22 protein-coding genes are annotated in these 25,547 nt (G+C 56.8%); 7 read left to right on the top strand and 15 right to left on the bottom strand.

Translation table 11 applies throughout. The features are described 5' to 3' along the window. Positions 1–45 precede the first annotated feature (45 nt). The 5 genes from AC2FIT_RS08865 to AC2FIT_RS08845 all read right to left on the bottom strand — a co-directional run bounded on the left by AC2FIT_RS08865 (position 46) and on the right by AC2FIT_RS08845 (position 5,454). Complete coding sequence (locus AC2FIT_RS08865) at positions 46–891, bottom strand: ABC transporter permease (protein ID WP_496828642.1); 846 nt, start codon at positions 889–891, stop codon at positions 46–48. Further along, positions 888–1,820, bottom strand: a complete 933-nt coding sequence (locus tag AC2FIT_RS08860) for an ABC transporter permease (RefSeq protein ID WP_496828640.1) — start codon at positions 1,818–1,820, stop codon at positions 888–890. The genes AC2FIT_RS08865 and AC2FIT_RS08860 overlap by 4 nt, the downstream gene beginning before the upstream one ends. Continuing rightward, the gene (locus tag AC2FIT_RS08855; RefSeq protein WP_496828638.1) at positions 1,813–2,607 is read right to left on the bottom strand and encodes an ABC transporter ATP-binding protein; all 795 of its coding nucleotides are present in this window, start codon (positions 2,605–2,607) and stop codon (positions 1,813–1,815) included. Before AC2FIT_RS08855 ends, AC2FIT_RS08860 begins: the two co-directional genes overlap by 8 nt. 54 nt (positions 2,608–2,661) lie before the next feature. Beyond that, on the bottom strand, positions 2,662–4,116 hold the full coding sequence (gene hydA, locus AC2FIT_RS08850) for a dihydropyrimidinase (protein WP_496828636.1): 1,455 nt from the start codon (positions 4,114–4,116) through the stop codon (positions 2,662–2,664). Positions 4,117–4,203: 87 nt separating this feature from the next. Beyond that, entirely contained in the window at positions 4,204–5,454 is a 1,251-nt protein-coding gene (locus tag AC2FIT_RS08845) for a Zn-dependent hydrolase (protein ID WP_496828634.1), read from the bottom strand. Positions 5,455–5,625: 171 nt separating this feature from the next. Here AC2FIT_RS08845 and AC2FIT_RS08840 point away from each other — a divergent pair, with 171 nt between their 5' ends. Beyond that, positions 5,626–6,234: a TetR family transcriptional regulator C-terminal domain-containing protein gene (locus AC2FIT_RS08840; protein WP_496828632.1), complete on the top strand. Its 609-nt coding sequence runs from the start codon at positions 5,626–5,628 to the stop codon at positions 6,232–6,234. A gap of 45 nt (positions 6,235–6,279) precedes the next feature. Here the strand turns inward: AC2FIT_RS08840 and preA are convergent, their stop codons facing one another. Both preA and AC2FIT_RS08830 read right to left on the bottom strand, forming a co-directional pair. Further along, a complete protein-coding gene (gene preA, locus AC2FIT_RS08835; RefSeq protein ID WP_496828630.1) occupies positions 6,280–7,584 on the bottom strand; it encodes an NAD-dependent dihydropyrimidine dehydrogenase subunit PreA in 1,305 nt (434 codons plus the stop codon). Positions 7,585–7,629: 45 nt separating this feature from the next. Next, complete coding sequence (locus AC2FIT_RS08830; RefSeq protein ID WP_496828628.1) at positions 7,630–8,964, bottom strand: NAD(P)-dependent oxidoreductase; 1,335 nt, start codon at positions 8,962–8,964, stop codon at positions 7,630–7,632. A 304-nt stretch (positions 8,965–9,268) separates the two neighbouring features. Between AC2FIT_RS08830 and AC2FIT_RS08825 the strand changes: the two genes are divergently transcribed. After that, positions 9,269–10,264 carry a GT-B fold glycosyltransferase domain-containing protein gene (locus AC2FIT_RS08825; protein WP_496828626.1) on the top strand — a complete coding sequence of 332 codons (996 nt, stop codon included), beginning with the start codon at positions 9,269–9,271 and terminating at the stop codon, positions 10,262–10,264. A 72-nt stretch (positions 10,265–10,336) separates the two neighbouring features. Further along, positions 10,337–11,629 (top strand): O-acetylhomoserine aminocarboxypropyltransferase/cysteine synthase family protein, encoded by a 1,293-nt coding sequence (locus AC2FIT_RS08820; RefSeq protein ID WP_496828624.1) that lies wholly within the window; start codon positions 10,337–10,339, stop codon positions 11,627–11,629. Between the two features lie 163 nt (positions 11,630–11,792). On the opposite strand, the gene AC2FIT_RS08815 is transcribed toward AC2FIT_RS08820, so the two are convergent. Continuing rightward, the gene (locus AC2FIT_RS08815; RefSeq protein ID WP_496828622.1) at positions 11,793–12,488 is read right to left on the bottom strand and encodes an SIMPL domain-containing protein; all 696 of its coding nucleotides are present in this window, start codon (positions 12,486–12,488) and stop codon (positions 11,793–11,795) included. Positions 12,489–12,652: 164 nt separating this feature from the next. On the opposite strand from AC2FIT_RS08815, the gene AC2FIT_RS08810 reads away from it, so the two are divergent. Continuing rightward, entirely contained in the window at positions 12,653–14,677 is a 2,025-nt protein-coding gene (locus AC2FIT_RS08810) for a hypothetical protein (RefSeq protein ID WP_496828620.1), read from the top strand. 38 nt (positions 14,678–14,715) lie between these two features. Here the strand turns inward: AC2FIT_RS08810 and hppD are convergent, their stop codons facing one another. Next, positions 14,716–15,813 carry a 4-hydroxyphenylpyruvate dioxygenase gene (hppD, locus tag AC2FIT_RS08805; protein ID WP_496828618.1) on the bottom strand — a complete coding sequence of 366 codons (1,098 nt, stop codon included), beginning with the start codon at positions 15,811–15,813 and terminating at the stop codon, positions 14,716–14,718. A 145-nt stretch (positions 15,814–15,958) separates the two neighbouring features. On the opposite strand from hppD, the gene AC2FIT_RS08800 reads away from it, so the two are divergent. Both AC2FIT_RS08800 and AC2FIT_RS08795 read left to right on the top strand, forming a co-directional pair. Then, the gene (locus AC2FIT_RS08800) at positions 15,959–16,414 is read left to right on the top strand and encodes an Lrp/AsnC family transcriptional regulator (RefSeq protein ID WP_496828616.1); all 456 of its coding nucleotides are present in this window, start codon (positions 15,959–15,961) and stop codon (positions 16,412–16,414) included. 18 nt (positions 16,415–16,432) lie between these two features. Beyond that, the gene (locus tag AC2FIT_RS08795) at positions 16,433–18,313 is read left to right on the top strand and encodes a monovalent cation:proton antiporter-2 (CPA2) family protein (RefSeq protein ID WP_496828614.1); all 1,881 of its coding nucleotides are present in this window, start codon (positions 16,433–16,435) and stop codon (positions 18,311–18,313) included. Between the two features lie 28 nt (positions 18,314–18,341). On the opposite strand, the gene cobT is transcribed toward AC2FIT_RS08795, so the two are convergent. Continuing rightward, the gene (gene cobT, locus AC2FIT_RS08790) at positions 18,342–19,355 is read right to left on the bottom strand and encodes a nicotinate-nucleotide--dimethylbenzimidazole phosphoribosyltransferase (protein ID WP_496828612.1); all 1,014 of its coding nucleotides are present in this window, start codon (positions 19,353–19,355) and stop codon (positions 18,342–18,344) included. A 79-nt stretch (positions 19,356–19,434) separates the two neighbouring features. Here cobT and cobS point away from each other — a divergent pair, with 79 nt between their 5' ends. Further along, complete coding sequence (gene cobS, locus AC2FIT_RS08785; RefSeq protein WP_496828610.1) at positions 19,435–20,199, top strand: adenosylcobinamide-GDP ribazoletransferase; 765 nt, start codon at positions 19,435–19,437, stop codon at positions 20,197–20,199. Here cobS and AC2FIT_RS08780 read toward each other — a convergent pair. The 5 genes from AC2FIT_RS08780 to AC2FIT_RS08760 all read right to left on the bottom strand — a co-directional run bounded on the left by AC2FIT_RS08780 (position 20,196) and on the right by AC2FIT_RS08760 (position 25,537). Next, positions 20,196–20,966 carry an ion channel gene (locus AC2FIT_RS08780; RefSeq protein WP_496828608.1) on the bottom strand — a complete coding sequence of 257 codons (771 nt, stop codon included), beginning with the start codon at positions 20,964–20,966 and terminating at the stop codon, positions 20,196–20,198. The two genes, cobS and AC2FIT_RS08780, sit on opposite strands and share 4 nt — an antisense overlap. A 113-nt stretch (positions 20,967–21,079) precedes the next feature. Beyond that, a complete protein-coding gene (locus AC2FIT_RS08775) occupies positions 21,080–21,589 on the bottom strand; it encodes a CarD family transcriptional regulator (protein WP_496828606.1) in 510 nt (169 codons plus the stop codon). Positions 21,590–21,871: 282 nt separating this feature from the next. Beyond that, positions 21,872–22,210, bottom strand: coding sequence for a ferredoxin FdxA (fdxA, locus tag AC2FIT_RS08770; RefSeq protein WP_068334695.1), 339 nt, complete (start codon positions 22,208–22,210; stop codon positions 21,872–21,874). A 66-nt stretch (positions 22,211–22,276) separates the two neighbouring features. Further along, a complete protein-coding gene (locus AC2FIT_RS08765; protein ID WP_496828603.1) occupies positions 22,277–22,642 on the bottom strand; it encodes an RNA-binding S4 domain-containing protein in 366 nt (121 codons plus the stop codon). Positions 22,643–22,648: 6 nt separating this feature from the next. Then, positions 22,649–25,537 (bottom strand): helicase-related protein, encoded by a 2,889-nt coding sequence (locus AC2FIT_RS08760; RefSeq protein ID WP_496828601.1) that lies wholly within the window; start codon positions 25,535–25,537, stop codon positions 22,649–22,651. Between the last annotated feature and the right edge of the window lie 10 nt (positions 25,538–25,547).

The raw sequence follows: 25,547 nt of genomic DNA, 5'->3' as shown, positions 1-25,547 counted from the left end.
CTAGTTGTTGTTGGTGCCCCGTTTTCGAGGTCTGTTTAATCTTTGTTATCCGCGTTGCGACGGGTGCCAGAAGGTCACCGCCTTTTCGATCATAGCGACCAAGCCATAAAATGCCGTCCCGGCCAAGGCGGCCACGACGATCTCAGCCCAGACCATATCCAGCGAAAGCTGCCCAACGCTGGTTGAAATCCGGAATCCCATACCCAAGGTCGGCGAACCAAAGAACTCGGCCACGATAGCGCCAATCAGCGCAAGAGTGGTAGAAATCTTTAGCCCGTTGAATATAAACGGCATCGCCGCAGGAAGGCGCAGCTTTAGGAAGCTTTGCCAATAGGTCGCCGCATAAGTCTCCATCAAGTCGCGCTGCATGGCTGTGGCTTCTCGGAGGCCGGCTACGGTGTTAACCAGCATCGGAAAGAACACCATCACCACAACCACCGCCGCCTTGGAGTGCCAGTCAAACCCGAACCACATCACCAGAATGGGGGCGGTTCCCACGATTGGCAGGGCCGCCACAAAGTTTCCGACCGGCAGCAACCCAAGCCGCAAGAAATCCCACCTGTCCACGGCAATCGCCACCAAAAAGGCCGATCCGCACCCGATGATATAACCGCTGAGCGCCCCTTTGATGATCGTCTGAACAAAGTCAGCCCAAAGAATTGGTAAGCTGTCTGCAAAGCGCACTGCGATCAAGGATGGCGCAGGCAGGATGACCAGCGGTACATCAAGCCCCCGCACCGTCAGTTCCCATATCCCTATGATTGTAAGACCAAAGATAAGGGGCGCTAAAAACCGCACGGTCTGCGTATCGGCATAGGGTCCGCTTGCCAGTCGGCTGTTTATCCACCAACCGAACAGCCACAGAAGGATTGCGCTGAAAACGAGTATCATTGCGCCATCCCCATCCGTTTCAGAACCGAACGCTCAAACAGGCCCAGCAGACCAACGAGACATGCTGCCAATATCGCTGCGGCAAACAGGGCCGACCAGATCTGCACTGTCTGACCGTAATAGCTCCCTGCCAGCAGACGCGCGCCCAGACCGGCAACCGCCCCGGTCGGCAGTTCGCCAACAATGGCTCCGACGAGTGAGGCCGCGATGCCGATCTTTAGCGAGGTAAACAGGTAAGGCATGGACGCCGGCAGGCGCAGCTTCCAAAACCCTTGCGATTGGCTGGCGTTATAGGTGCGCAAAAGGTCCAACTGCATCGCATCGGGGCTGCGCAGCCCCTTTACCATGCCAACCACGACCGGGAAAAAGCTGAGGTAAGCCGAGATGATCGCTTTGGGAATGATCCCTTGAATGCCCACAGAATACAGGACCACGATGATCATCGGCGCAAGTGCGATGATAGGTATGGTCTGGCTGACGATGGCCCAGGGCATGACCGACAAATCCATAACGCGGCTATGCACGATCCCGACGGCCAGCAGAATGCCCAACCCCGTGCCGATCGCAAATCCAAGCATTGTGGCGCTGAGTGTCACCCATGAGTGGTAGATTAGGGATCTTTTCGAGGTGATCTTTTTCTCGACCGTGCTGTCCCACAACTCTTCAGCCACCTGATGCGGTGCAGGCAGACGTGGGCGGTCCTGCTCCCACGTTTCGTCAATCGCAAAGCTGTTGTCGAAGATCAGCCCAAACTCATTCATATCTCGCCGATCGGCCGCGTTAGGCGGATCGACGGATTCTCCGGCCCGTTCGAGTTCGGTCAACACACCCTTAATGTTCATCGGCACGCTGGCCGCGTACCAAAACAGAATGATGACGCCGACAACGGTCAGGACCGCCCAGAATGCCCTTATCCCCGTACTAGTCATCCGAATGCCCCGCCCTCAGACCTTCACGTACGCGATGCGCAACTTCGATGAATTCAGGACTGTCTCGAATATCCAAAGGTCGCTCCTTTGGCAAAGGACTGTCGATTACATCCGTAATCCGCCCCGGCCGCGGGCTCATCACCACTATCTTTGTGCTGAGATACACAGCCTCGGGGATCGAATGAGTGACAAACCCGATGGTTTTTTCTGTTCGCGCCCACAGGGCCAGAAGCTGCTCGTTCAGGTGGTCGCGCACAATCTCATCCAGCGCCCCGAAAGGTTCATCCATCAGCAGAAGATCCGCATCAAACGCCAGCGCCCGAGCGATGCTGGCACGCTGTTGCATGCCACCTGACAACTGCCATGGGAACTTGCCGCCAAATCCAGTTAGATCAACAAGTTCCAGAACTTTGCTCACCCTGTCTTCTTGCTCGGCTGACGAGTATCCCATGATCTCAAGCGGCAGTTTGATATTTTTTGCGATGGTTCGCCACGGGTACAGACCCGCTGCCTGAAACACATACCCATAGGCCCGGTTTCGCCGCGCCTCATCCGGTGTCATGCCGTTGACCGTCAGCGTGCCCCCGGTTGGCGTTTCAAGCGCTGCAATACACCGCAAAAAGGTCGTCTTACCGCAACCCGACGGCCCGATAAAACTGACGAAATCACCCTTGTTGATCGTCAGTTCTACGTCTTTGAGCGCGTGGACCGGCCCGTCATTTGTCTGGAACGTCAAATCCAGCTGATTTGCCTCAATTACGGGCTCGGTCGTACTTTCAGTGTTCATTGTACTGCCTTGAAAATATTATCTTTATGCGGAGCCTGCAGTTACTGGCCTACACTAAACTCCCGTCGCCGGGATGCCCGACCGTTCGACTGGCCTTGGGGCGGTAAGCTCTTTCCAGGTGCTCAGTGCCTTGTTGACGGTGGTGTTGGCCTCACGCGCAACAAACTTGCCGTGGCCTTCTTGTGTTTTGATCTCGCCGTCATGCACGGCCACCTGTCCGCGGGTCAAGGTAAAGCGAGGCAAGCCCTTGACTTGCTTTCCTTCAAACACGTTGTAGTCGATCGAAGATTGCTGCGTTTCGGCGGTGATCGTTTTGCTCTTTTCAGGGTCCCAAACGACGATGTCGGCATCAGCGCCTACAAGGATTGCGCCTTTTTTTGGGTAGCAGTTCAATATCTTAGCGATGTTTGTTGAAGTAACTGCAACGAACTCGTTTGGCGTTAACCGCCCGGTATTCACACCGTGGGTCCACAGCATCGGCATCCGGTCCTCCAGACCGCCAGTGCCATTCGGGATCTTGGTGAAATCGCCGACGCCATAGCGCTTCTGTTCAGTCGTAAACGCACAATGATCCGTGGCCACGACGCTCAGCGAGCCCGACTGCAGCCCCGCCCACAGGCTATCCTGGTGCTGTTTGTTGCGAAACGGAGGGCTCATGACTCGCCGCGCCGCATGGTCCCAGTCGGGATGCGCATATTCGCTGTCGTCCAGCGTCAGGTGCTGGATCAGCGGCTCTCCCCACACGCGTTTGCCTAGCATCTTGGCCCGACGGATGGCCTCATGCGCTTCTTCACAGGAGGTATGCACCACGTAAAGCGGCACGCCCGCCATATCAGCGATCATGATGGCACGGTTCGTGGCTTCGCCTTCGACCTGTGGCGGGCGTGAGTAGGCATGCGCCTCGGGGCCAGAATTACCTTCGGCCAACAGCTTGGCTTGCAACTCGGCCACGACATCACCATTCTCGGCATGCACCATCGCGATACCGCCCAGTTCCGCCAACCGCTTGAATGACGCGAACAGCTCATCGTCATTCACCATAAGCGCGCCTTTATAGGCCATGAAGTGTTTAAACGTATTGATTCCACGCTCTTCCACAACGGTTTTGATGTCATCAAACACTTGCTCACCCCACCAGGTCACAGCCATATGGAAGGAATAGTCACAGTTCGCGCGGGTCGATTTATTATCCCAGCGCTTCAAGGCGTCCAGCAGGCTTTCCCCGGGGTTGGGCAGAGCGAAATCCACCACCATCGTTGTGCCACCAGCCAAGGCCGCCCGTGTCCCGCTTTCGAAATCATCGCTGGAATACGTTCCCATAAACGGCATCTCAAGGTGCGTATGCGGGTCAATGCCACCCGGCATCACATAGCAGCCCGTCGCGTCCAGTTCCTTGTCGCCCTTCAGTCCTATCCCGATCTCGGTGATCACACCATCTTCTACCATCACGTCCGCCTTATAGGACAAGTCCGCAGTGACAACGGTTCCGTTCTTGATAACTGTGCTCATTTTAATCTCCCTAACGCGGTCTTCGCCGCTTGTTTTGTTAGCCTACCGTCTCGTGGGGAACGCCCGCCAGAGGACGGCTGGTCCAGATTATTCCACGATTTCGGCAGTTTCGACGACGGCATGAAACAGAACATCCGCCCCGGCTGCAGCCCAGTCTTTGCTGATTTCTTCGGCCTCGTTATGGCTCAAGCCGTCAACACAGGGGCACATGACCATGGCCGTCGGCGCCACGCGGTTGATCCAGCATGCGTCATGACCCGCACCCGAGATGATGTCGGTATGCGAATAGCCCAACCGCTCTGCCGCATCACGCACGGCAGCCACGCAGCCCTCATCGAATTTCACGGGATCGAACCCGCCGACCTTCTCGAATTCGATCTGCAGACCCATCTCGTCGACGATATCCTCAGCGGCGACGCGCAGGCGATTTTCCATGTCGGTGATCACCTCCAACTCGGGCGAGCGGAAGTCGACCGTGAAGACCACCTTACCCGGAATCACATTACGCGAGTTCGGATATACGTCGATATGTCCAGCGGCCCCTACTGCATGAGGCGCGTGCGACCATGCGATTTCATCAACCTTCTCAAGAATTCGCGCCATCGCAAGGCCAGCGTTCTTACGCATCGGCATAGGGGTCGACCCTGTATGGGCGTCCTTGCCTGTCACGGTGATCTGCGTCCAGCTAAGACCCTGACCGTGCGTGACCACGCCAATATCCTTTCCTTCGGCCTCAAGGATTGGCCCCTGCTCGATATGAAGCTCAAAGAATGCGTGCATCTTGCGTGCGCCAACCTCTTCATCACCTCGCCAGCCAATGCGCTGAAGCTCATCACCGAATTTCTTACCCTCGGCATCTTCGCGGTCATAGGCCCAATCCTGCGTGTGCATCCCGGCAAACACGCCCGAAGACAACATCGCTGGCGCATAACGAGTGCCCTCTTCATTGGTCCAGTTGGTTGCCACGATCGGATGCTTGGTCTTGATACCAAGATCGTTCAGAGTCCGTATGATCTCTAATCCGCCCAGCACGCCCAGCACGCCATCATACTTTCCACCCGTTGGCTGTGTGTCCAGATGCGACCCTACATAAACCGGAAGCGCATCTGGATCAGTTCCAGCACGGTGCGCAAACATGTTTCCCATCTGGTCCAGACCCATGGTACAGCCCGCATCCTCACACCATTTCTGGAAAAGCGCGCGTCCTTCGGCATCTTCATCCGTCAGCGTTTGACGATTATTGCCGCCTGCAACACCCGGGCCAATCTTTGCCATCTCCATCAGGCTATCCCACAACCTGTCGCCATTGATTCTGAGGTTCTGCGCCGGAGCTGCCATTGGTGTCTTCCCTGTTGCTTGCGATTTAGCTCGCTTGTGGTGTCTTGATTTGACCATATGGTCAAACTCACGCTATCACGGGTTCGACGTCAGTCAAGAAATTGCATGGTGCCGCCAGAAGTTTCGGCGCTATTTACCCGCGCATGGCAAAAAAAGAGACACGCTGAAAACATGCCCAAGGATCGTGCCCCGACCCGTATACAGAAAAAGAATCGCGCCACGATTCTCAATGCCGCCCTGAACGTGTTCTCAGCCCATGGGTTTCGTGGGGCGACAGTCGATCAGATCGCGAGTGAGGCCGGGCTGAGCAAACCGAACCTTCTGTATTACTTCCCATCAAAAGAAGCGATCCATACCGCGCTGCTGTCGGGCTTGCTTGAGACATGGCTGGCACCGCTGCACGATCTGGACGCGGACGGCGAACCGATGGAAGAAATTCTGTCTTATATCCATCGGAAACTGCAAATGAGCCGCGAACTGCCCCGCGAAAGCCGTCTTTTCGCCAACGAGCTTGTTCAGGGTGCGCCCCGCATCCATGACGCCTTGTCAAACGACCTCAAGGCATTGGTCGACGAAAAAACCACGGTTCTGACGGGATGGATGGATGAGGGAAAAATTGCGCGCTTGCATCCCTATCACCTGATCTTTTCGATCTGGGCGCTAACGCAGCATTACGCTGATTTTGATGTTCAGGTCCGTGCCATTCTTGGCGACGAAGACCCGTTCGTAGGGGCTGAGCCGTTTATCGACACGCTCTATCGCAAGTTATTGACGCCATAAAGAAAGGGGCCGTTGACCGGCCCCTTTCTTCGTCTGTCATTAGTGTTATTCGGCGGCTTTCGACATCGGATTGTTGGGATGCGTTGTCCAGTTGGCGTAGTTTGGCTGCACCTCCAATCCGGTGCGCGGATCGACCTCTCCGGCCTCCATCGGCACCATCGAGATGCACCCATCCACCGGACACACATCGACACACAGGTTACAGGCGACGCATTCTTCGTCCTTTACCTCGAACACGCGGTCCGCAGACATCGAGATCGCCTGGTGGCTGGTGTCTTCGCATGCGGCATAGCAGCGGCCACACTTGATGCACTGATCCTGATCGATCTTGGCCTTGGCTACGTAGTTCAGGTTCAGATACTGCCAGTCGGTTACATTTGGCACCGCAAGGCCCACGACCTGCGACACATCCGTATATCCCTTTTCGTCCATCCATTTGGACAGGCCAGCCGTCAGTTCGTCGATGATCTTGAAGCCGTAGGTCATGGCCGCGGTGCAAACCTGAACCGTGCCACAGCCCAGCGCCATGAACTCGGCTGCATCGCGCCAGGTGGTCACGCCGCCAATACCCGAGATCGGCAATCCATGCGTTGCCTCAGCGCGCGAAATTTCCGACACCATCGACAGGGCAATCGGCTTTACCGCAGGTCCGCAATAGCCGCCGTGGCTGCCCTTGCCGTCAATCGAGGGTTCCGGACTGAATGTATCCAGATTGACACTTGTGATTGAATTGATCGTGTTGATCAGCGACACCGCATCCGCGCCGCCATTTCTTGCGGCCGCAGCAGGCTTGCGGATATCCGTGATGTTAGGCGTCAACTTTACGATCACCGGACGGTCGTAGTATTTTTTGCACCAACGCGTGACCATCTCGATGTATTCCGGGACCTGCCCAACGGCTGAGCCCATTCCACGCTCGCTCATCCCGTGCGGGCAGCCAAAATTCAGCTCGATCCCGTCCGCACCGGTTTCAGCCACGCGCGGCAGGATGGCTTTCCACGCCTCTTCCTCGCACGGTACCATGATCGAGGCGATGAGCGCACGGTCCGGGTAATCGGCCTTGACCCGCGCCATCTCTTCAAGGTTCACCTCAAGCGGGCGGTCGGTGATCAGTTCAATGTTGTTCAAGCCCAGCAAGCGCCGATCAGCCCCATAGATCGCACCATAGCGCGGCCCGTTGACATTCACGACCGGCGGCCCTTCGGACCCCAGTGTTTTCCAAACGACACCGCCCCATCCGGCCTCGAATGCGCGGCGAACGTTGTATTCCTTGTCAGTTGGTGGCGCCGAAGCCAGCCAGTACGGATTAGGGCTTTCGATACCCAAAAAGTTTGTTTTTAAATCAGCCATTTATCCGGCCTCCCTGATGCAGGTTTGCATCTTTGTCTATCAGTTTCACGCTGTCAGGCTCGCATGGATATCCATCGCGGCATCGCGACCCTCGGCAACGGCAGTCACCGTCAGGTCTTCTCCGCCGGCGGCACAGTCCCCTCCGGCCCAGACACCGGCTATCGAGGTGCGCCCGGCCCCTGTCACGGCAATCTTGTTACCGTCCAGCTGCAAACCTTCCGGTGCGCCCTCAAGCGTCTGGCCGATGGCCTTCAGAACCTGATCTGCGGCCAGTCGCACTGTTTCACCAGTACCTTTGAGTTGACCGTCGTGACTGGAAGTATACTCCAATTCGATTTCAACAGCCGTACCGTTTCCATGTATGGCTACGGGCTGGACGTTGGTCATGATCTTCACACCGTGTGAGGCCGCCAGGTCTTGTTCATATCGACTGGCCCCCATGGCATCGCGCCCACGGCGATAGGCTATGGTGACATTCTCGGCCCCCAACAGCTTGGACTTTACCGAGGCGTCGACTGCGGTCATCCCGCCGCCGATCACCACAACATTGCGCCCAACCGGCAGATCCGCCAAATCAGAGGCCTGACGAACATCCGAGATGAAATCGACCGCAAACCGAACACCTTCCTTTTCAGCCCCGTCCGCCCGCAGGGCGTTCACCCCCGCCAAACCGATTGACAGGAAAACCGCATCGTAGTTTTCGATCAGACCGTTCAGTGAGACGCCCTCACCCAGCACCGAACCGGTCTCAATGGTAAGGCCGCCGATTTTTAACAACCAGTCGACCTCGGCCTGCGCAAAGTCATTGGTCGATTTGTATGCGGCAATGCCATATTCGTTCAGCCCGCCCGGCTTGGGTTTGCCTTCATGGATCACCACGTCATGCCCCAGCATCGCAAGCCGGTGCGCGCAGGCAAGGCCAGCGGGCCCTGCCCCGACGACGGCAATGGTTTTGCCGCTTGGTGCGGCCCGACTAAACGGATGATTGCCAGACACCATGACACTGTCGGTCGCGTAACGCTGCAAGCGGCCGATCTCGACCGGAGCGCCCTCGGCAGCTTCGCGTACGCAGGCTTCTTCGCACAGTGTCTCGGTCGGACACACGCGGGCGCACATACCGCCCAGGATATTCTGCGCCAGAATGGTCTCTCCCGCCGCTTCGGGTTGACCTGCCTGAATCTGCCGCATGAACAGCGGAATATCGATGTCTGTCGGACAAGCGGTCACGCACGGCGCATCGTAGCAGAAATAGCATCTATCCGCGGCCACTGCGGCCTCATGCGCGGCCAATGGCGGATGCAGATCCGTAAAATTCGAGGTCAGCTCATCGCTGGAAAGCCGCCCGGATACAATGCCGGGGGCCATCTGGCCCTGTGCCATCGCTCTACTCCCTGTAGATATGTTTGTTGTGGTATCAGCTTGCCACATTCTAATTTTTTATCAATTGGTAAAATTTATAAAATGACTAAAAAAAGCAAAAACCAGCAAAATTCCCCGAATTCCCAATGAACCGCATAGTTTTTGACCACCCGACAAACCAGTTCGGACAAAAAGTTGAGGGGCAGATTGCCAACGCGGCCCTCGTATCAGATTTTCCCTGCATCAGGTTTTGACGGGCCTTGCTGCGTATTGTAGGTCAAAACGCGCAGCGCCGGTCATCGGCAAGAATTCCGAAAGTCATCCGATGCAGGCCAGTACACTGAATTTCAACATCGTCATCATCGGGCAAAACAATCGCCTTCAATACGAAGCGCTGCTATTTGCAGCCTCGTTGCGCCACAGCTCACCGAATTTTTCTGGCCGTCTGTTCGTGGCGGTTCCGAAACCCGGCCCGCGCTGGCTGCAAGACCCAGGTATCCAGAATGAGGATGTCCTGAAGGCTTTGCGCCAGCTGGACGCCGAAATCCTGCCATTCGACAGCAACGTGTTTGGCGACAGCTACCCCTATGGCAACAAGATCGAGGCGCTGCTGGCCCTACCCGAAGGTGAACCATTTGTGTTCTTCGACAGCGATACCCTGATCACCGGGGACCTGACCGCTGTTCCCTTTGACTTTGACCGCCCCGGCGCCTCGCAAAAGGTGGAGGGGACGTGGCCCAAACCGACCCTATATGGCCCTGGTTTCGATGGTATTTGGCGCGCTCTATACCGTCGTTTTGAACTGGATTTTCAAAGCTCGCTGGATACCAGTCAACCAATCGACCACTGGCGGCGGTATTTGTATTTTAATGCGGGCTATTTCTTTTATTCCTGCCCCCGCCAGTTTGGCGAACGCTTTTTGAGCTATGCCCGCACGATCCGGGACGAAGATATCCCCGAACTGATAGGTCAGACCCTAGACCCATGGCTGGATCAGGTCGCCCTGCCGCTGGTCATTCACGCATTTGGAGGGGGGCGAGACGCCCTCCCCCCGGGTCTGCTGGATGGATCGGTCAGTTGCCACTATCGCCTGTTTCCCCTGCTCTATGCGCGCGAGAGCGACCATGTGGTCGAGGTGCTGGAAACCGTGGTGGCCCCCAACAGGGTCAAGAAGGTTCTCAAAGGTTATGACCCAATCAAGAAGCTGGTCCTGCAGCGCAAGGGCCACAAGATCCGCGACCTGTTCGACCGGGGCAACCTGCCCCAGCGCGAGCAGGCCATACGAAACACGATCAAGAACAACGGCCTTTGGATGCGCTGACAGGAATGTTGTACGTGCGCGCTCAATCGCCTAGAGATTCTGCAACTTACATCCCAACAGGAGATTTTGACGATGTCAGACGGCCCTACCTACGGTTTTGACACGCTACAGATTCATGCGGGCGCACGCCCCGATCCGGCAACCGGTGCGCGGCAGACACCGATTTACCAGACCACCGCCTATGTATTCCGTGACGCCGACCACGCAGCGGCCCTTTTTAATCTGCAAGAGGTCGGGTTCATCTATTCGCGGCTGACCAATCCAACCGTGGCAGTGCTGCAGGAACGTGTCGCCACGCTGGAAGGTGGCGTGGGCGCGGTCTGCTGCTCCTCGGGCCACGCGGCGCAAATCATGGCGCTGTTCCCGCTGATGGGACCGGGCTGCAACGTGGTGGCTTCAACTCGTCTGTATGGTGGCACCGTCACGCAGTTCAGCCAAACGATCAAACGCTTTGGCTGGTCGGCCACGTTCGTGGATACCGACGATCTTGACGCGGTAAAAGCCGCTGTAGACGAAAACACACGCGCAATTTTCTGTGAATCCATCGCCAACCCGGGCGGCTATGTCACCGATATCCGTGCCCTTGCGGATGTGGCCGATGCAGCGGGCATTCCGCTGATCGTCGACAACACCTCGGCCACGCCTTACCTGTGCCGCCCGATTGAGCACGGCGCGACACTGGTCGTACATTCGACCACCAAGTACCTGACCGGAAACGGCACCGTCACCGGCGGCTGCATCGTGGATTCTGGCAAATTCGACTGGTCTGCAAATGACAAGTTCCCGTCGCTCAGCGAACCGGAACAAGCTTACCACGGGTTGAAATTCCACGAGACCTTTGGCCCGCTGGCCTTCACCTTCCACGGGATCGCCATCGGTCTACGTGATCTGGGCATGACCATGAACCCGCAGGCGGCGCACTACACGCTGATGGGGATCGAAACCTTGTCCTTGCGGATGGAGCGCCATGTAGAGAACGCGCAGAAGATCGCTGCCTGGCTTGAGGCCGATGACCGCGTTGAATACGTGACCTATGCCGGTCTGCCGTCCTCGCCCTATTACGACCGCGTCACGTCGCAGTACAAGAAAGGCGCCGGTGCGCTGTTTACCTTTGCTGTGAAGGGTGGCTATGACGCCTGTGTCAAACTGGTGAACGCACTGGAAATTTTCAGCCACGTGGCCAACCTGGGCGACACGCGGTCGCTGATTATTCATTCAGCTTCGACCACGCACCGCCAGCTCAGCCCCGAGCAGCAAGAGGCCGCAGGCGCAGGTCCCGGCGTTGTGCGTGTGTCCATTGGCATCGAAGACGCAGACGATCTGATCGCCGATCTGGATCAGGCATTGGCCAAAGCTGCGGCCTGAACCGTAGGCAAGCAAACGTCCGGGCTATTCCGGGCGTTTGCCACCGACGCCGTTCGACAGTGAATGGCTGAAAAACTGCGTTCGAGGCCTTGCTGACCGTGAACAAGTGCGACCCGTCAAGCCAACTGCAAGTCTGCTGATGGCTTGAACTTTGGGCAAGCGTTCACTCGGCAATCCCGAATTCCATCGACACGTTGACCGAGACTGAAATCTCACCACCCGCAACCGGGACACCTCCGGCCTCGGAAACATCCATCGCGCGCATCATTGGTGCAGGGCGGACACCGCCGACCTGCTCACTAATCTGTTGTACTGGGCCCAGTGTCACGTTCGCCGCTTGCGCCAGTTGTTCAGCCTTTGCAATGGCTTCCGCCACTGCTTTCGCCCGTGCTTCAGCCTCTAAAAGCGTCGGGTCCTGAACACCGAAGGTCAGGCCACGAAAATCGTTTGCACCATCCTCAATAACTCCGTCCATGATTGTACCCAGCTGAGCCAGATCACGTACCCGGACCTGAACAGTGTTGGAGGCGACAAAACCTGAAATCTCGGGTCGATCACCGTTCGAGGTATTTCGCCCGGACCAGACCGGAGACAGCGACAGGTCGCGGGTTTGCACGTCGCGCGCCTCAAGCCCCATGTCCTCTAGCCGTTTCAGGATCAACGCCACCGCATCAGATGTCGCCTGCATCGCATTTGAGGCCTGCGGGTCTTCGTTTGTTACGCCCACAGTAATGGTCGCCACATCCGGTGCAGCTTGCACAATGCCGGATGCATCCACCGTGATGCGACGTTCTTGCGCATGGGTCATGCCCGCGACCGTAACGGCCAGCAGTGCGGCCAGAAAAGCGCTTTTCTTCAAGATCTTCCCTCCAATTTCTTCATTCTATACATGGGGCTGCAGGGTCAGACCAAACAAGGGGAGAATTTGGGTTTGCCTTCCCCTCGGCAATATCCTGCTTTAATGTCTGCTTGCGAACGAAAAGTCGTTTGCATTGATGCTGACAAATATGGTTCCTCGGGAATATGAAACCCGCCTTTGCGCTGTCTTTTTCTGCAACCGGAATATCTGTGCATCACCAATCGGATAGCGATTGGTATTGTATAGGCGAAGTTGCGTTGGACGCGCCGGATTTGAACGCGCAGTTGTTTGCGCTGAGGGACCGGGCCTTCGCCCTGGAAAACAATCTGACGTGTCAGATCATCATTCCATCTGATCAAGTTCGGTTCCTGTCCGTAGAAGCTGACGCTCATTCCCAGAGCGAAAACGCCGAACATACGCTGGCGGACGCGACGCCCTATTCGGTCGATGAACTGGTTTTTGACAGCGCCACAATCGGCAAAACAACCCATATCGCGGCCGTAACGCGACAAACGCTGATCGAAGCGAAGGATTTTTCCACCGACCATGGGTTTGTTCCGATTCAGATCACGACAGAGTCGGCCCCAGAAGACTTTCCTGCAAAACCAATGTTCCCAGTGCCGGAAATTACCTCTGCTTCCGAAGAAACGGCCGAGGGGGTTGAAACGGACAAACTGCCTGCAAACGTACATGTGATTGCTGATGAAACGCCTCCGGAGTCTTTCCGGTCCGTACCAACGCCGATCTCGCCCGGACAATCGACCACCAACGTTTTAGAAAAACACTATGTCATTCCAGGAGCGGTGGCACTGGGTCTGGCAGTTTTGTTCGGCGCATGGGCGTTGATTGGTTCAGGCGAAGACAAAGACGTTCGGACCGGGTCGGTGCAATCCGAAGAGGCTGCGCCTGAACCCGACCCTCAGGCCGATATCGTATCAGAGGCCACACCCGAAACGCCTGCGATCGGTACCGCACAAGTCGAGCCGCAGATAATCGACCGGGAAGATGAACAACCAGACGTGGCTGAGGACGCGCTGGAAATCTCGCCCACGGATGCGGCGATACTTGAAGCGCTGACTGTCGCACCCACTGAGACGCCTCCGACTGAAGAGGCCGAGATTGCGTCACCGGCAACCCCGTCATCGTCGCCCACTGCTGACGACGCGCAGCCCGACCTTACCCCGGCGGATGAGGCGATACGTAATGCCCTCAATATCGCGCCAACGGTTGTGGAGGAGATCGCCCGCGATCCCGAGCCGCCTGAGGATCAGGCCCTGCCCGGTATAAAGATCACATCCCCGGAACCGCTGGACCCACCGGTCCCTCTGTCACAAGACGAACCGTATCTAGCTTCTGTTGATGGCACCAACCTGTCAAATGACGCGATCGCCCTGCCCTCGGTCCAGAGCTATGACACCGATGCGCCCTTTGAACGGGTTGCCTTGCCCAGCGTCGCCGGTACCCGTTTTGAGCTGGATGATAGTGGCCTCGTTGCGCCCACCGTTGAAGGAACACTGAACCCCGAAGGTGTTGTCGTCTATCTCGGCCGCCCGTCGAAAGTGCCGCCCGAGCCACCTGTCCGGTTCGAAGAGGAACCAACCCTCGAGGAAGCCCCAAACAGCAGGCTTGCCGGGTTGCGACCAAAACTTCGCCCCGCAGATCTGACCAGCCGGTTTGAACGACAGCAATTGGGTGGCCGCACCCGAGAAGAGCTGGCGGTGCTGCGCCCCAAACTGCGCCCTGCTTCACTGCAACAGCAACCAGAGGTGGACGAAACGCCAACCGCGCTGGCCGTTGTACGCGTGCCGCGCCCTAAGCTTCGCCCGGCGGGGCTTGCCCCTGCCGCCGCCACTGCGCAACCCACAAACTTGGGGTCGACGGCGGCTGTTGATCAACCCGAAACCGACACGTTTCAGCCCAAGGCGGTTGCACCCAAAATACCGTCCTCGGCGTCGGTCGCGAGACAAGCGACAATCGACAACGCGATGAACCTTCGAAAATTGAACCTGATTGGTGTTTACGGTACGCCCGCAAACCGCCGCGCTCTGGTGCGGTTGCCAAGCGGTCGCTACAAAAAGCTAAAGGTCGGGGACAGGATTGACGGCGGCAAGGTCATCGCAATCGGCGACAGCGAGTTGCGCTATCAGAAAAAAGGCCGGAACGTCACGCTGAAAATGCCGCGGGGGTGATGCGGGCGTTATCGCCCACATCTGATTAACCTTGAGGCTCAAGCCGCTGGTATTTCGCCACTTTCGATTTGCTCACGCTCAATGGACTCGAACAGCGCCTGAAAGTTTCCTTCACCGAACCCGTCATCACCCTTGCGCTGAATGAACTCGAAGAAGATGGGGCCAATTACAGTTTTCGAGAATATCTGGAGTAGGATTTTCGTCTCACCACCATCCAGCACGCCTTCGCCATCGATCAGGATTCCGTGTTTCATCATCTGATCCAGTGGTTCTTCGTGGTCAGCGACCCGCTCCTTCGACAACTCGTAGTATGTTCGGTTCGGGCCGGGCATGAACTTAAGCCCCTTTTCCGCAATCGCATCGGTCGAGGCATAGATGTCCTCGCTTCCCACCGCGATGTGCTGAATACCCTCACCCTTGTATTTGTTGAGGTACGATACGATCTGACCCGTTTCGCCCCGGTCTTCGTTAATCGGAATACGGATACGTCCGCAAGGTGAGGTCAACGCACGGCTGTACAAGCCCGTATACTTCCCCTGAATGTCGAAAAACCGGATTTCACGGAAGTTGAACAGACGCTCGTAGAACTCAAACCACTTGTCCATATTTCCGCGATAGACGTTATGTGTCAGGTGATCGAGGTAATAAAAGCCGTCTCCGCGCGGTTTTGACTGTGCGATCCAATTGAACTCTTCATTATAGGGGGACGTGTCGTAGTATTGGTCGATAAAATAGATCAGTGACCCGCCAATCCCCTTGATCGCCGGAACGTCCATTGTCTTATCCGTGCCATCATAGGGTTCACCCCCTTTTGCAATCGCATGGTCGTACGCCTCCTGCGCGTCTGCGACACGCCAGCCCATCGCCGGGGCGCAAGGACCATGTTCATCGACAAAGCGGGCTGCAAAGCTCTGAGGGTCAGCGTTCAGGATGTAGGTTACGTCACCTTGCTGCCAAAGCTCGACCGCAGGCTTTTCCTTGTGGTGCGCAACTTTTTCGAAACCCATCTTTGCGAACAAGTCGCGCAGTTCTTGCGGATCGGGATGGGCAAACTCAACAAACTCGAACCCATCCGTACCGACAGGGTTTTCGGGGCTAATGGTGGATTTTGGCGCATTATGAGGGAACGGACCCATGATGGATCTCCTTGAAATAGAAGTTTCCTAGCTGAGTCAAAAATAAACCTTTTGCAGCGCTATTTCTGCGCATTGTTTTAATGTAAAATGGCGATAAGCGCGCAAAACACGCATCATAACGCACAGATTAGGAAAAACTTCGCATATGCTGGACTCCACCGATTTGCGTCTTTTATCTGCATTGCAGGTCGATGCCCATCTAACAGCACATCAGTTGGGGGAGTTGCTGAACCTGTCGGCCAGTCAGGCCGGTCGGCGCCGACAGCGGCTTGAGGCCGAAGGATACATTACCGGCTATGCCGCGCGATTGGACCCATTAAAGCTTGGATTGCACGTTCAGGGGTTCGTTCAGGTACATCTGGGCACGCATGGCCCCGAACAATCCGCCAGCTTTGCCCGCATGGTGGACACGCGCCCCGAGATCACCAGCGCCTGGACGATGACCGGAGAGGCAGATTACCTGCTGCATGTCTATTGCGACGATCTAGCCGCGCTCAATCGCTTGCTTCACCAGGTGATACTGCCGCATCCTGCTGTGGCGCGAGTCCAGAGCCAAATCGTGATGGACCAGCTTAAACGCGACGCCCCTTTACCCACCTGACCCGCCGAAAGGACGACTATGGACGATTTCCTCTACCAGGCTTCGATCTATCTGGCGGCTGCCGTGATCGCCGTGCCACTATCGGCGCGACTGGGTTTAGGGTCCGTTCTGGGCTACTTGGCCGCAGGGATCGTGATCGGCCCGTGGCTGGGTCTGGTGGGGGCCGAGACCGAGAGCCTACAGCACGTGGCCGAATTCGGCGTGGTCATGATGCTGTTCCTGATCGGGTTAGAGCTTGAACCCCGCGCGCTGTGGGATATGCGTGACCGTCTTTTGGGTCTGGGTGGTTTACAAGTCGGCCTGTCGACCGCTGCGATTGCTGCGGTGGCTATCTATGCAAACCATCCTTGGTCGGTCGCTCTGGCCGTTGGACTGACACTTTCGCTGTCTTCAACGGCGATCGTGCTGCAAACCCTGTCCGAAAAGGGTCTGATGCAGACCAATGGTGGCCGGGCAACATTTTCGGTGCTGCTGACCCAGGATATCGCTGTGATCCCGATTCTGGCGCTGCTGCCACTGCTGGCACTTCCCGCGATGCCGCATCTTGAAAGCGACGGGTCCATCGACCGCGGCGTGAAAGACCTGCATGACGCTGGGCACCATAGCCTTTCACTGGTCGAAGGTCTTCCGGGATGGGCGGTTACATTGGTTACGCTTGGCGCCATTGCCTTTGTCATTCTTGCAGGTGTCTACCTTACCCGTCCCCTGTTCCGCTTTATTCACGCCACGCGCCTGCGCGAAATGTATACGGCACTGGCCCTAATGATCGTCGTCGGCATTTCCTTCCTCATGACGCTTGTCGGCTTGTCCCCGGCTCTCGGTGCGTTTCTAGCGGGCGTTGTATTGGCCAGTTCAGAGTTCAGGCATGAGATGGAAAGTGACCTTGAACCGTTCAAAGGTCTGTTCTTGGGCCTGTTCTTCATCACCGTCGGTGCCGGAATTGATGTTGCCTATTTCTTCAACGATCCTTTGGAACTGATCGGGCTGGCCCTTCTTGTCATCCTGACCAAGGGCATCATTCTGTTCCTCGTCGGGCGGGCGTTTCGGCTGAAAGGCAGAGATCACTGGCTGTTTACACTCGGTTTGGCGCAAGCTGGCGAATTTGGTTTTGTCCTGTTGGCCTTTTCCACGCAACAAAACGTTATCCCGCCGGACCTGTCGCAGAAACTACTGATGATCGTCGCTTTGACCATGCTCATCACGCCACTGCTGTTCATTATTTACGATCTTTTGTCGCGCCGGATCGGTGACAGTGCGCCCCAGCCGGAACCCGATGAAATCGACGAAAAAGGTCCAGTTATTATCGCGGGCATCGGGCGCTTTGGTCAGATCGTGAACCGGTTGGTTCGCGCCAGCGGGTTCAAAACCATTGTTCTTGACCACGATATCGAGACCATCCAACTTATGCGCCGCTTTGGTGTCAAAGGGTTCCTGGGTGATCCGACCCGGCCGGAACTGCTGCGCGCGGCTGGGCTTGAGAAAGCCGCCGTTCTTGTCGCTGCGATGGACGATCCAAAACACGTGACCCGCCTGGTCAGTTTTGCGCGCCGTCAGCGCCCCGATTTGCACATCATCGCGCGCGCGCATGATCGCACCCATGTGTACGAACTGTATCAGGCCGGCGCGGACGATATCGTGCGGGAAATGTTCGATAGCTCACTTCGCGCAGGGCGTTACGTGCTGGAAAATATCGGCCTCAGCGAGTACGAGGCCGCGCAAGCCGAACAGACCTTTTATCATCACGACCGCGAGTCGATCCGTGAACTCGCCGAACTGTGGATCCCTGGCATGCCTACGGCAGAGAACAAGAAGTACCTTGAGCGCGCCCAGCAATTCGAGAAAGAGCTTGAGACCGAACTACTGGAATTGGCTGAGAAACACGCCCAGAAATCTGCCTGATCCTCGAACACGGATCAGGTCATCGGGGTCAGGCGTCTGAAACACCCGCCTCAGCAAAAGTTGCCATGCCCGAGTGGCAGGCCACCGCGCTTTTAAGGATGTTGATGGCCAACGCGCCGCCTGAACCCTCACCCAGACGCAGGCCAAGGTCCAACAACGGCTTTTTACCCAGCTTTTGCAACAGGGTGCCATGCGCGCCTTCGGCGCTCTGGTGCCCTGCTATGGCGTGGTCTAGTGCGCCTTCGGCGACATCTGCCAAACAGGCCGCCGCTGCCGAACAGATGAAGCCGTCGAGAATAACCGGTATGCGCAAGATCCGTGCAGCCGCGATGGCACCAGCCATGGCCGCGATCTCGCGCCCACCGAGGCAGCGTAAAATTTCCAATCCGTCTTTTGCATCTGCATGCAGGGCCACACCTTCGGCCACCACACGGGTTTTGTTGGCCAACCCTGCGTCATCAACACCCGTTCCGCGCCCGGTCCAGTCGGCTGCATCTCCGCCGAACAGCGCACAGGCAATTGCAGCCGCTGGTGTGGTATTGCCGATCCCCATCTCACCGACAACCAAAAGATCGACGCTGGGGTCAACTGCATTCCACCCGGCGCGCAGGGCCTTCAGCAGCCCATCTTCGGACAGGGCGGGTTCTTTGGTGAAATCTGCCGTAGGCCGATCAAGGTCCAAAGCATGCACATCCATCCTGGCTCCTGCGGCCACAGCCAGTTGATTGATCGCCGCGCCGCCATGTTCGAAATTCATCACCATCTGCGCGGTCACTTCGGGTGGAAAGGCAGACACGCCCTGCGCCGTAACACCGTGGTTTCCTGCGAATACAATGACCTGTGGCTTCGAAATCCGCGGGCGCGCATTCGCACGCCAACCAGCATACCAGATCGCCAGATCCTCAAGCCGCCCCAGCGCGCTAGGCGGTTTGGTCAGTTGCCCATTGCGGTCAGCCGCCCCTTGCAGCGCCTTGGCATCGGGCCCCAGTGCCTGGCACAAGGCTTTGCGGAACGTTTTCAGATCAATAAGTTCAGGCAGCATCCAAAGCCTCGTTGCATCGGTGTGGACCTGAGTGTTTAACCGAAGTGTCCGACCCAACAAGACCCCGAAAGGCGCGGGAGTGCATAAAAACGATACCAGTCTGATCTCTGTGTGGGATATTCCACTTTCGCTGGTCTTACTGACCCGTCTGCCAGTGCCGCGCCTGCCAGAAAAGTCCTTCATTCGGCAAGCTGAGGCAACATGGGCTTTTCCCTTGGTCGGACTGGCCGTGGGCCTGCTGGCCAACGCAGCCGCTTGGGTCGCACTCACGCTGAACCTGTCCGCACCGGTGAGTGCGATTTTCCTGATCACGGTGCTGGTCTTAACAACTGGCGCCATGCACGAAGACGGGCTGGCTGACACGGCGGATGGCTTATGGGGCGGTTTCACGGCCGAGCGCCGATTGGAAATCATGAAAGACAGCCATATCGGTACCTATGGTGTGTTGGCACTGATCTTTTCACAAACCCTGCGCATCATGCTGGTCACAACGCTTTTGGCCTCTGGCGGATTTTCCACCATCCTTGCGGCCTGCATCACGTCGCGCGCAGTCTTGCCATTTCTGATGGCCACCCTTCCAAACGCCCGAACTAGCGGCCTGAGCCATTCGGTCGGTGCACCACGGGCTGGAACGGTCGCATTAGGCCTTGGGTTGGCCATACTGTGTGCGGCACTTTTGATGGGCGCTGCCGCCGCCCTTCCCATGCTTGTTGCTGGATTGGCGATTGGCTTTTTTGCACAGATCGCAAGGTCCAAGATTGGTGGTCAAACCGGCGATATTCTGGGGGCCAGTCAACAACTGGCAGAGTTGGCGTTCCTTACCGTTGCGGTTGCTGCGCTTTAACTCGTGCCGCCAGTTTCAATCTTCAGAGTTTCGCCACAATGTTTGCAATGCACCGCGTCGGGATCATGGCGGTAAAGCCCACAATGAGGGCATTTGTGCCGGACTTTCTGTGGCATGAATATGGCTTGCGCCAGTCGCACAAACAAAGCCACGCCAACAACCATGATGAATACTGAAAACAACTTTCCAGCAGGGGTCACCAAGGTGATATCTCCGAACCCGGTTGTTGTTAGCGTCGCCATGGTGAAATAAAGCGCATCAATATAGGGCGTCTGACTATCCTCTGGGATAAAGAACACCAGAACTGCCGTTGAGGTCGCGAACACGAACACCATCAGATTTATTGCAGCGATAACCGCATCTTCGTGGGTCCGAAAAAACTGGCTGTCGCGTCGTAGGTCCCGAAGTAAGTGATAAGAGTGGATCAGGCGCAAAGCGCGCAAAATCCGCACGAAGGCCAGGTTTCCGGGCAAAAACGGCTCGAGCAACAGTGAGGCGATCACGACGATATCTGCCAGAGTGTAAATTTTGCGCAGCAGTTTCCAGCGGTCTTTCGCTATCCACATCCGGGCGAGAAAATCCAGCAGGATGACAAGCCCGACACACAGGCTGGCAATCTTTATCCCGGGCCCATGCGGAATATTCGCCGTGGCCACGAAGAAGACGATGGAAGCCGCATCAAAGAGGATCAGCCCGTAGCGAAACCAGACCGAGACCGGTTCATGCGCGATATACAGAAACTTGATGGTGTGCTTAATTTTGTCCATGTATCCGCCTCTGTTCGCAGGAAAATTAGCCGCAAAGGCACAATTCACCAAGGCCAGATATAAAAAAGGCCGCCCCAGAGACGGAGCGGCCAAAACGTCAGAAACGGCTGAAATCAGGCAGCGCGCGAAGTCAGAACCTCATCTACCTGCTTGGTGGCTGAAACTTCTCCGGCCCCGGATACGGCCGCCACTTCGCGGGTCAGGCGCTCAAGCGCAGCCTCATAAAGCTGACGCTCGGAATAGCTCTGCTCGCGCTGGTCATCGGTGCGATGCAGGTCGCGGACAACCTCAGCGATTGAGATCAGGTCGCCCGAGTTGATCTTTTGTTCATACTCCTGCGCCCGACGGGACCACATAGCGCGTTTGACCTTCGCCTTGCCCTTAAGTGTCTTCATCGCCTGGCTGATGACATCGGGGGAGCTTAGTGAGCGCAAACCAGATTCAGTGATCTTGTTTGTAGGCACCCGCAAGGTCATCTTGTCCTTTTCAAACGAGATGACGAACAGCTCGAGCGAATGTCCCGCAACTTCTTGCTCTTCGATCGATATGATCTGGCCTACGCCATGCGCAGGATAGACAACATAGTCGTTGGGGCGGAACTCAAGCTTTTTCGACTTAGACATACAGGATCATCCTTGGTTACAGAGCGAGGTGTGGACGACAAAAAAACCAGCCGGAGCCACTCTCGGCCCCGTCATGCGGTCGTTTTGTCACAAAATCAGAACTCCAAAGCAATCATACTTACGGAGCACATCCCCATCTCATTCATCATTCAGGAAAAGAGTATATCACAAAAATACGACGCCTGAAAGGTCACGCCCTTTCGCGGACGTGAAACTCCTTTTATACCAGCGCATTACAGCCCGATTTTACACCTAAACGAACAAGTTCAGAGAGCGAATCGCTCAGCCCCCTTCGCCGGGCGCTTCAGAGAAGTATTTCTCCATCTTGCCCTCTTCACCATCACGGTCCGCCGCCTCGGGCAACGGATCTTTCTTGGTGACGATAACCGGCCACATTTCCGAATACTTCCGATTGAACTCAACCCATTGATCCATACCCGGTTCAGTATCAGGGCGGATTGCATCTGCGGGGCACTCTGGCTCACACACTCCGCAGTCAATGCATTCATCGGGGTGAATAACCAACGTGTTCTCACCTTCATAGAAACAGTCGACCGGACATACTTCCACACAGTCGGTATATTTGCAGCCAATGCAGTTTTCGGTGACAACATAGGTCATTGTTTGAATCCCATTTGCGGTTTGGGAGTTTAGCTAATCCAGTCTTTTAGTGTCTTCAAGGGCAGATCACCCCTCTTTGGTGCGAGAAAGATCAAGCGCGCGCCGATCCTTCTTTGTCGGACGACCCTTTCCTTCGAAACCGGGATTCTTGGGCGGTACGTCCCTTTTTTCCGTCAAATCCGTGTAAAGTGTTTGCGCTTCCGGTGCCGGGCCACGGCGTTCACCCAGTTCTTCAACCCGTACAACCCGCACAATACGTCCTTGCGGGAAGGTTAAGACATCCCCAGGTCCCACCGGCTGCGCCGATTTCAAAACCCGGTTTCCGTTTAGCCGGACATGGCCGCCGCTTACCTGTTTGGCGGCCAGGCTACGGGTCTTGAAGAACCGCGCCTGCCACAGCCATTTGTCGATCCGCAGCCTGGGATTGACCATCCCTACTTAGTTACCGTCCTTCAAACCCATCAGCGCAGCCGCAAATGGGTTGTCTGGGTCGATCGCTTTTTCTTTCTTGGGCGGCCGCGACGAGAAGGTTTTGGCCCCTTGCGGCTTGCCACCTTTCTTACCTTGCGGTTTGCCGCGCCCATCCTGAGGCTTGCCGCGCGGTTTTCCTTTGCCCTGCCCCTGTCGGTGTTCCCGACGCGGGCCACGGTTGACCTGACGCTGACGACCCCAGGTGAAGGTATAAAACACCTCGACCTCTGGCACATCTGCCGCAGGAGCCTCGGCTGTTGCCTCGGTGCTGTCGGTAGCCTCGGCTGTTGCCTCGGTGCTGTCGGTAGCCTCGGCTATAGCCTCGGTGCTGTCGGTAGCCTCGGCTATCGCCTCGGCGGGTGCGGCAGTTTCTTCGGGTACCGCTTCGGGTCCTTCGGTTGCCGCCTCTGATGCCGGGGTTTCGTCGACTGCCGACTGTTCTGTCGCTTCCGCGACAGGTTGTTCAGCCGGTACAGGTTTTACCTTTTCCCGCTCGCCCCGCTCAGCGTTATAGCCCAGCCCCTGCATCAGATCAGCGAATTGATCCAACGTCATGCCGGTAATCGACAACATATCCGGCTTGGCTTCAAACCCGCCACGGCTGTCTTCGGCGCGCAGCATGTCGGCCAGCCGTTCTAGCATATCGATCCTGATCGAGCGATCTCCGGCATCGCGGTAACCACACATGGTGTCGTAACCCTTGGGCGCATCCTTGGCGACGGGTACAGTGACAAGCCCCGGGGGCGGAGCTTCGGGAAATTCCTGCAAACCGCTGGACAGTGCCCACAGAACCAGACGCAGACGCGTTGGCGCGGGCTTCAGCAGCAGCGGCATAAATATGGTGAACTGACCAAAACGGATGCCGTGCTTACGCAAGGCACCGCGGGCGTCCTGATCCAGATCCTTGACGTCCTGCGCGACTTGCGCGCGCGGCAAAACGCCCAGAGCTTCTACCATTCGGAACGCAAAGCCCTTGGCCAGTCCAGACAATTCTTCATCGCGCGACAGGTTCAAAAGCGGCTCAAACAGCGCGGCGATCTTGCGGTCGATGAAATGCTGCAAGCGACGTTGAACCTTTTGCTCAACATCCGGTCCAACTGATTCATCTACAAACACCTCGACCATGGGTTTGAGGGGTTCAGACCCGGCAACAAGTTTGCCGATCGCATACTCGCCCCACATCAGGCCACCCTGATCAGTGAAATCAATTTCGGTATCGGGCGCGTTGTAGAAGCGGTCGGCGCGCAGATGGAATTGCGGCGCGAGTGCTTGCAGAGAGGCCGATTTTAAAGCTTTTGCTTCGGTTCCTTGCGCGCTTTTGTCCGGTATGAACCGGAACCCTTCTAGTCGACCGACAAATTCACCTTCGACGGTCACTTCACCCTTGTCATTTACTTCGGCCAAAAGGGCCTCCTTCTGTTTGAGCCGGCGCAGCAACACGGACGTGCGCCGGTCCACAAATCTTTGCGTCAAACGGTCATGCAACGCGTCCGACACCCTGTCTTCTACAGCGCGGGTTACCGCACGCCAATGTGATTCGTCGCGTACCCAGCCGTTTCGCTGCGCAACATATGTCCAAGTTCGAATATATGCCAATCTTTTGGACAACGCATCAATATCCCCATCCGTCCGATCAATCCGACGAATCTGCCTCATCAAGAAGTCATCGGGTATCGAACCGCTTTGGTGCAGGTGGCCATAGATCACCTCAAGAAGGTTGGCATGTTCGGCATGGCTGATGCCTCGAAAATCCGGAATCCGGCACACATCCCATAGCAGACGGACAGATTGCGGGTCGCTGGCGCGGGCGGCAACTTCGGCGACCTGCGCAAGCGACTTGAGAGCATTCAAATCATCCGCGGGCCGTGCCTTTGTGAGGTGTTCGTCATTCGGGCTGACGTCAAGCGAGTCGATCAGCGCGTCAATTGACCCAAACCGCAAGGCTGCATTACGCCAGTTTAGTTTTTTCACCGGCGTAAAACGGCTGTCCATAATGGCCTGCGCCATACCTTCATCCAAGGGCGGGGCCTCTCCGGTGACACCAAAAGTGCCGTCGGACATGCCGCGCCCCGCGCGACCAGCAATCTGGGCCAGCTCATTCGGTGCCAAGGGCCGCATCCGACGACCGTCGAACTTGGTCAGCGAAGAGAACGCCACGTGGTTCACATCAAGGTTCAACCCCATCCCGATGGCGTCTGTCGCAACCAGATAATCCACCTCACCATTCTGATACAATTCGACCTGAGCGTTGCGGGTACGAGGGCTGAGCGCCCCCATGACCACGGCCGCGCCACCCTTTTGACGCCGCAGCAATTCGGCAATGGCATAAACGTTTTCGATCGAAAACCCGACGATGGCGCTGCGTGGCGGCATTCGACTGATCTTCTTGGAACCGGAATAGACAAGCTGTGACATCCGTTCACGGCGCACGAACTGAGCATCGGGGACAAGGGCGGCGATAGGTCCACGCATGGTGTCAGCACCCAGAAACAGCGTTTCATTCGTGCCCCGCGCGCGCAACAACCGGTCTGTGAAAACGTGGCCGCGTTCGGGATCGGCGCAGAGTTGAATCTCATCAATGGCGACGAAATCAGCGCCCATTCCTTCGGGCATCGCCTCAACCGTGCAGATCCAGTACTGCGTACGCGGCGGCACGATCCGCTCTTCGCCGGTAACCAGGGCCACAACGGAAGGACCACGGATCGCAACGATCTTGTCGTAAACCTCACGCGCCAAAAGACGCAGCGGCAGACCGATCACACCGGTTCGGTAGCCGAGCATACGTTCAACCGCGTAGTGGGTTTTGCCTGTATTGGTCGGGCCCAGTACGGCCACTATTCGGGATGACCCGCTCAATTCTGCCCCC

The sequence above is a fragment of the Ruegeria sp. YTSA135 genome, assembly GCF_059610165.1.
This window is presented reverse-complemented; position numbering and strand designations above follow the sequence as displayed.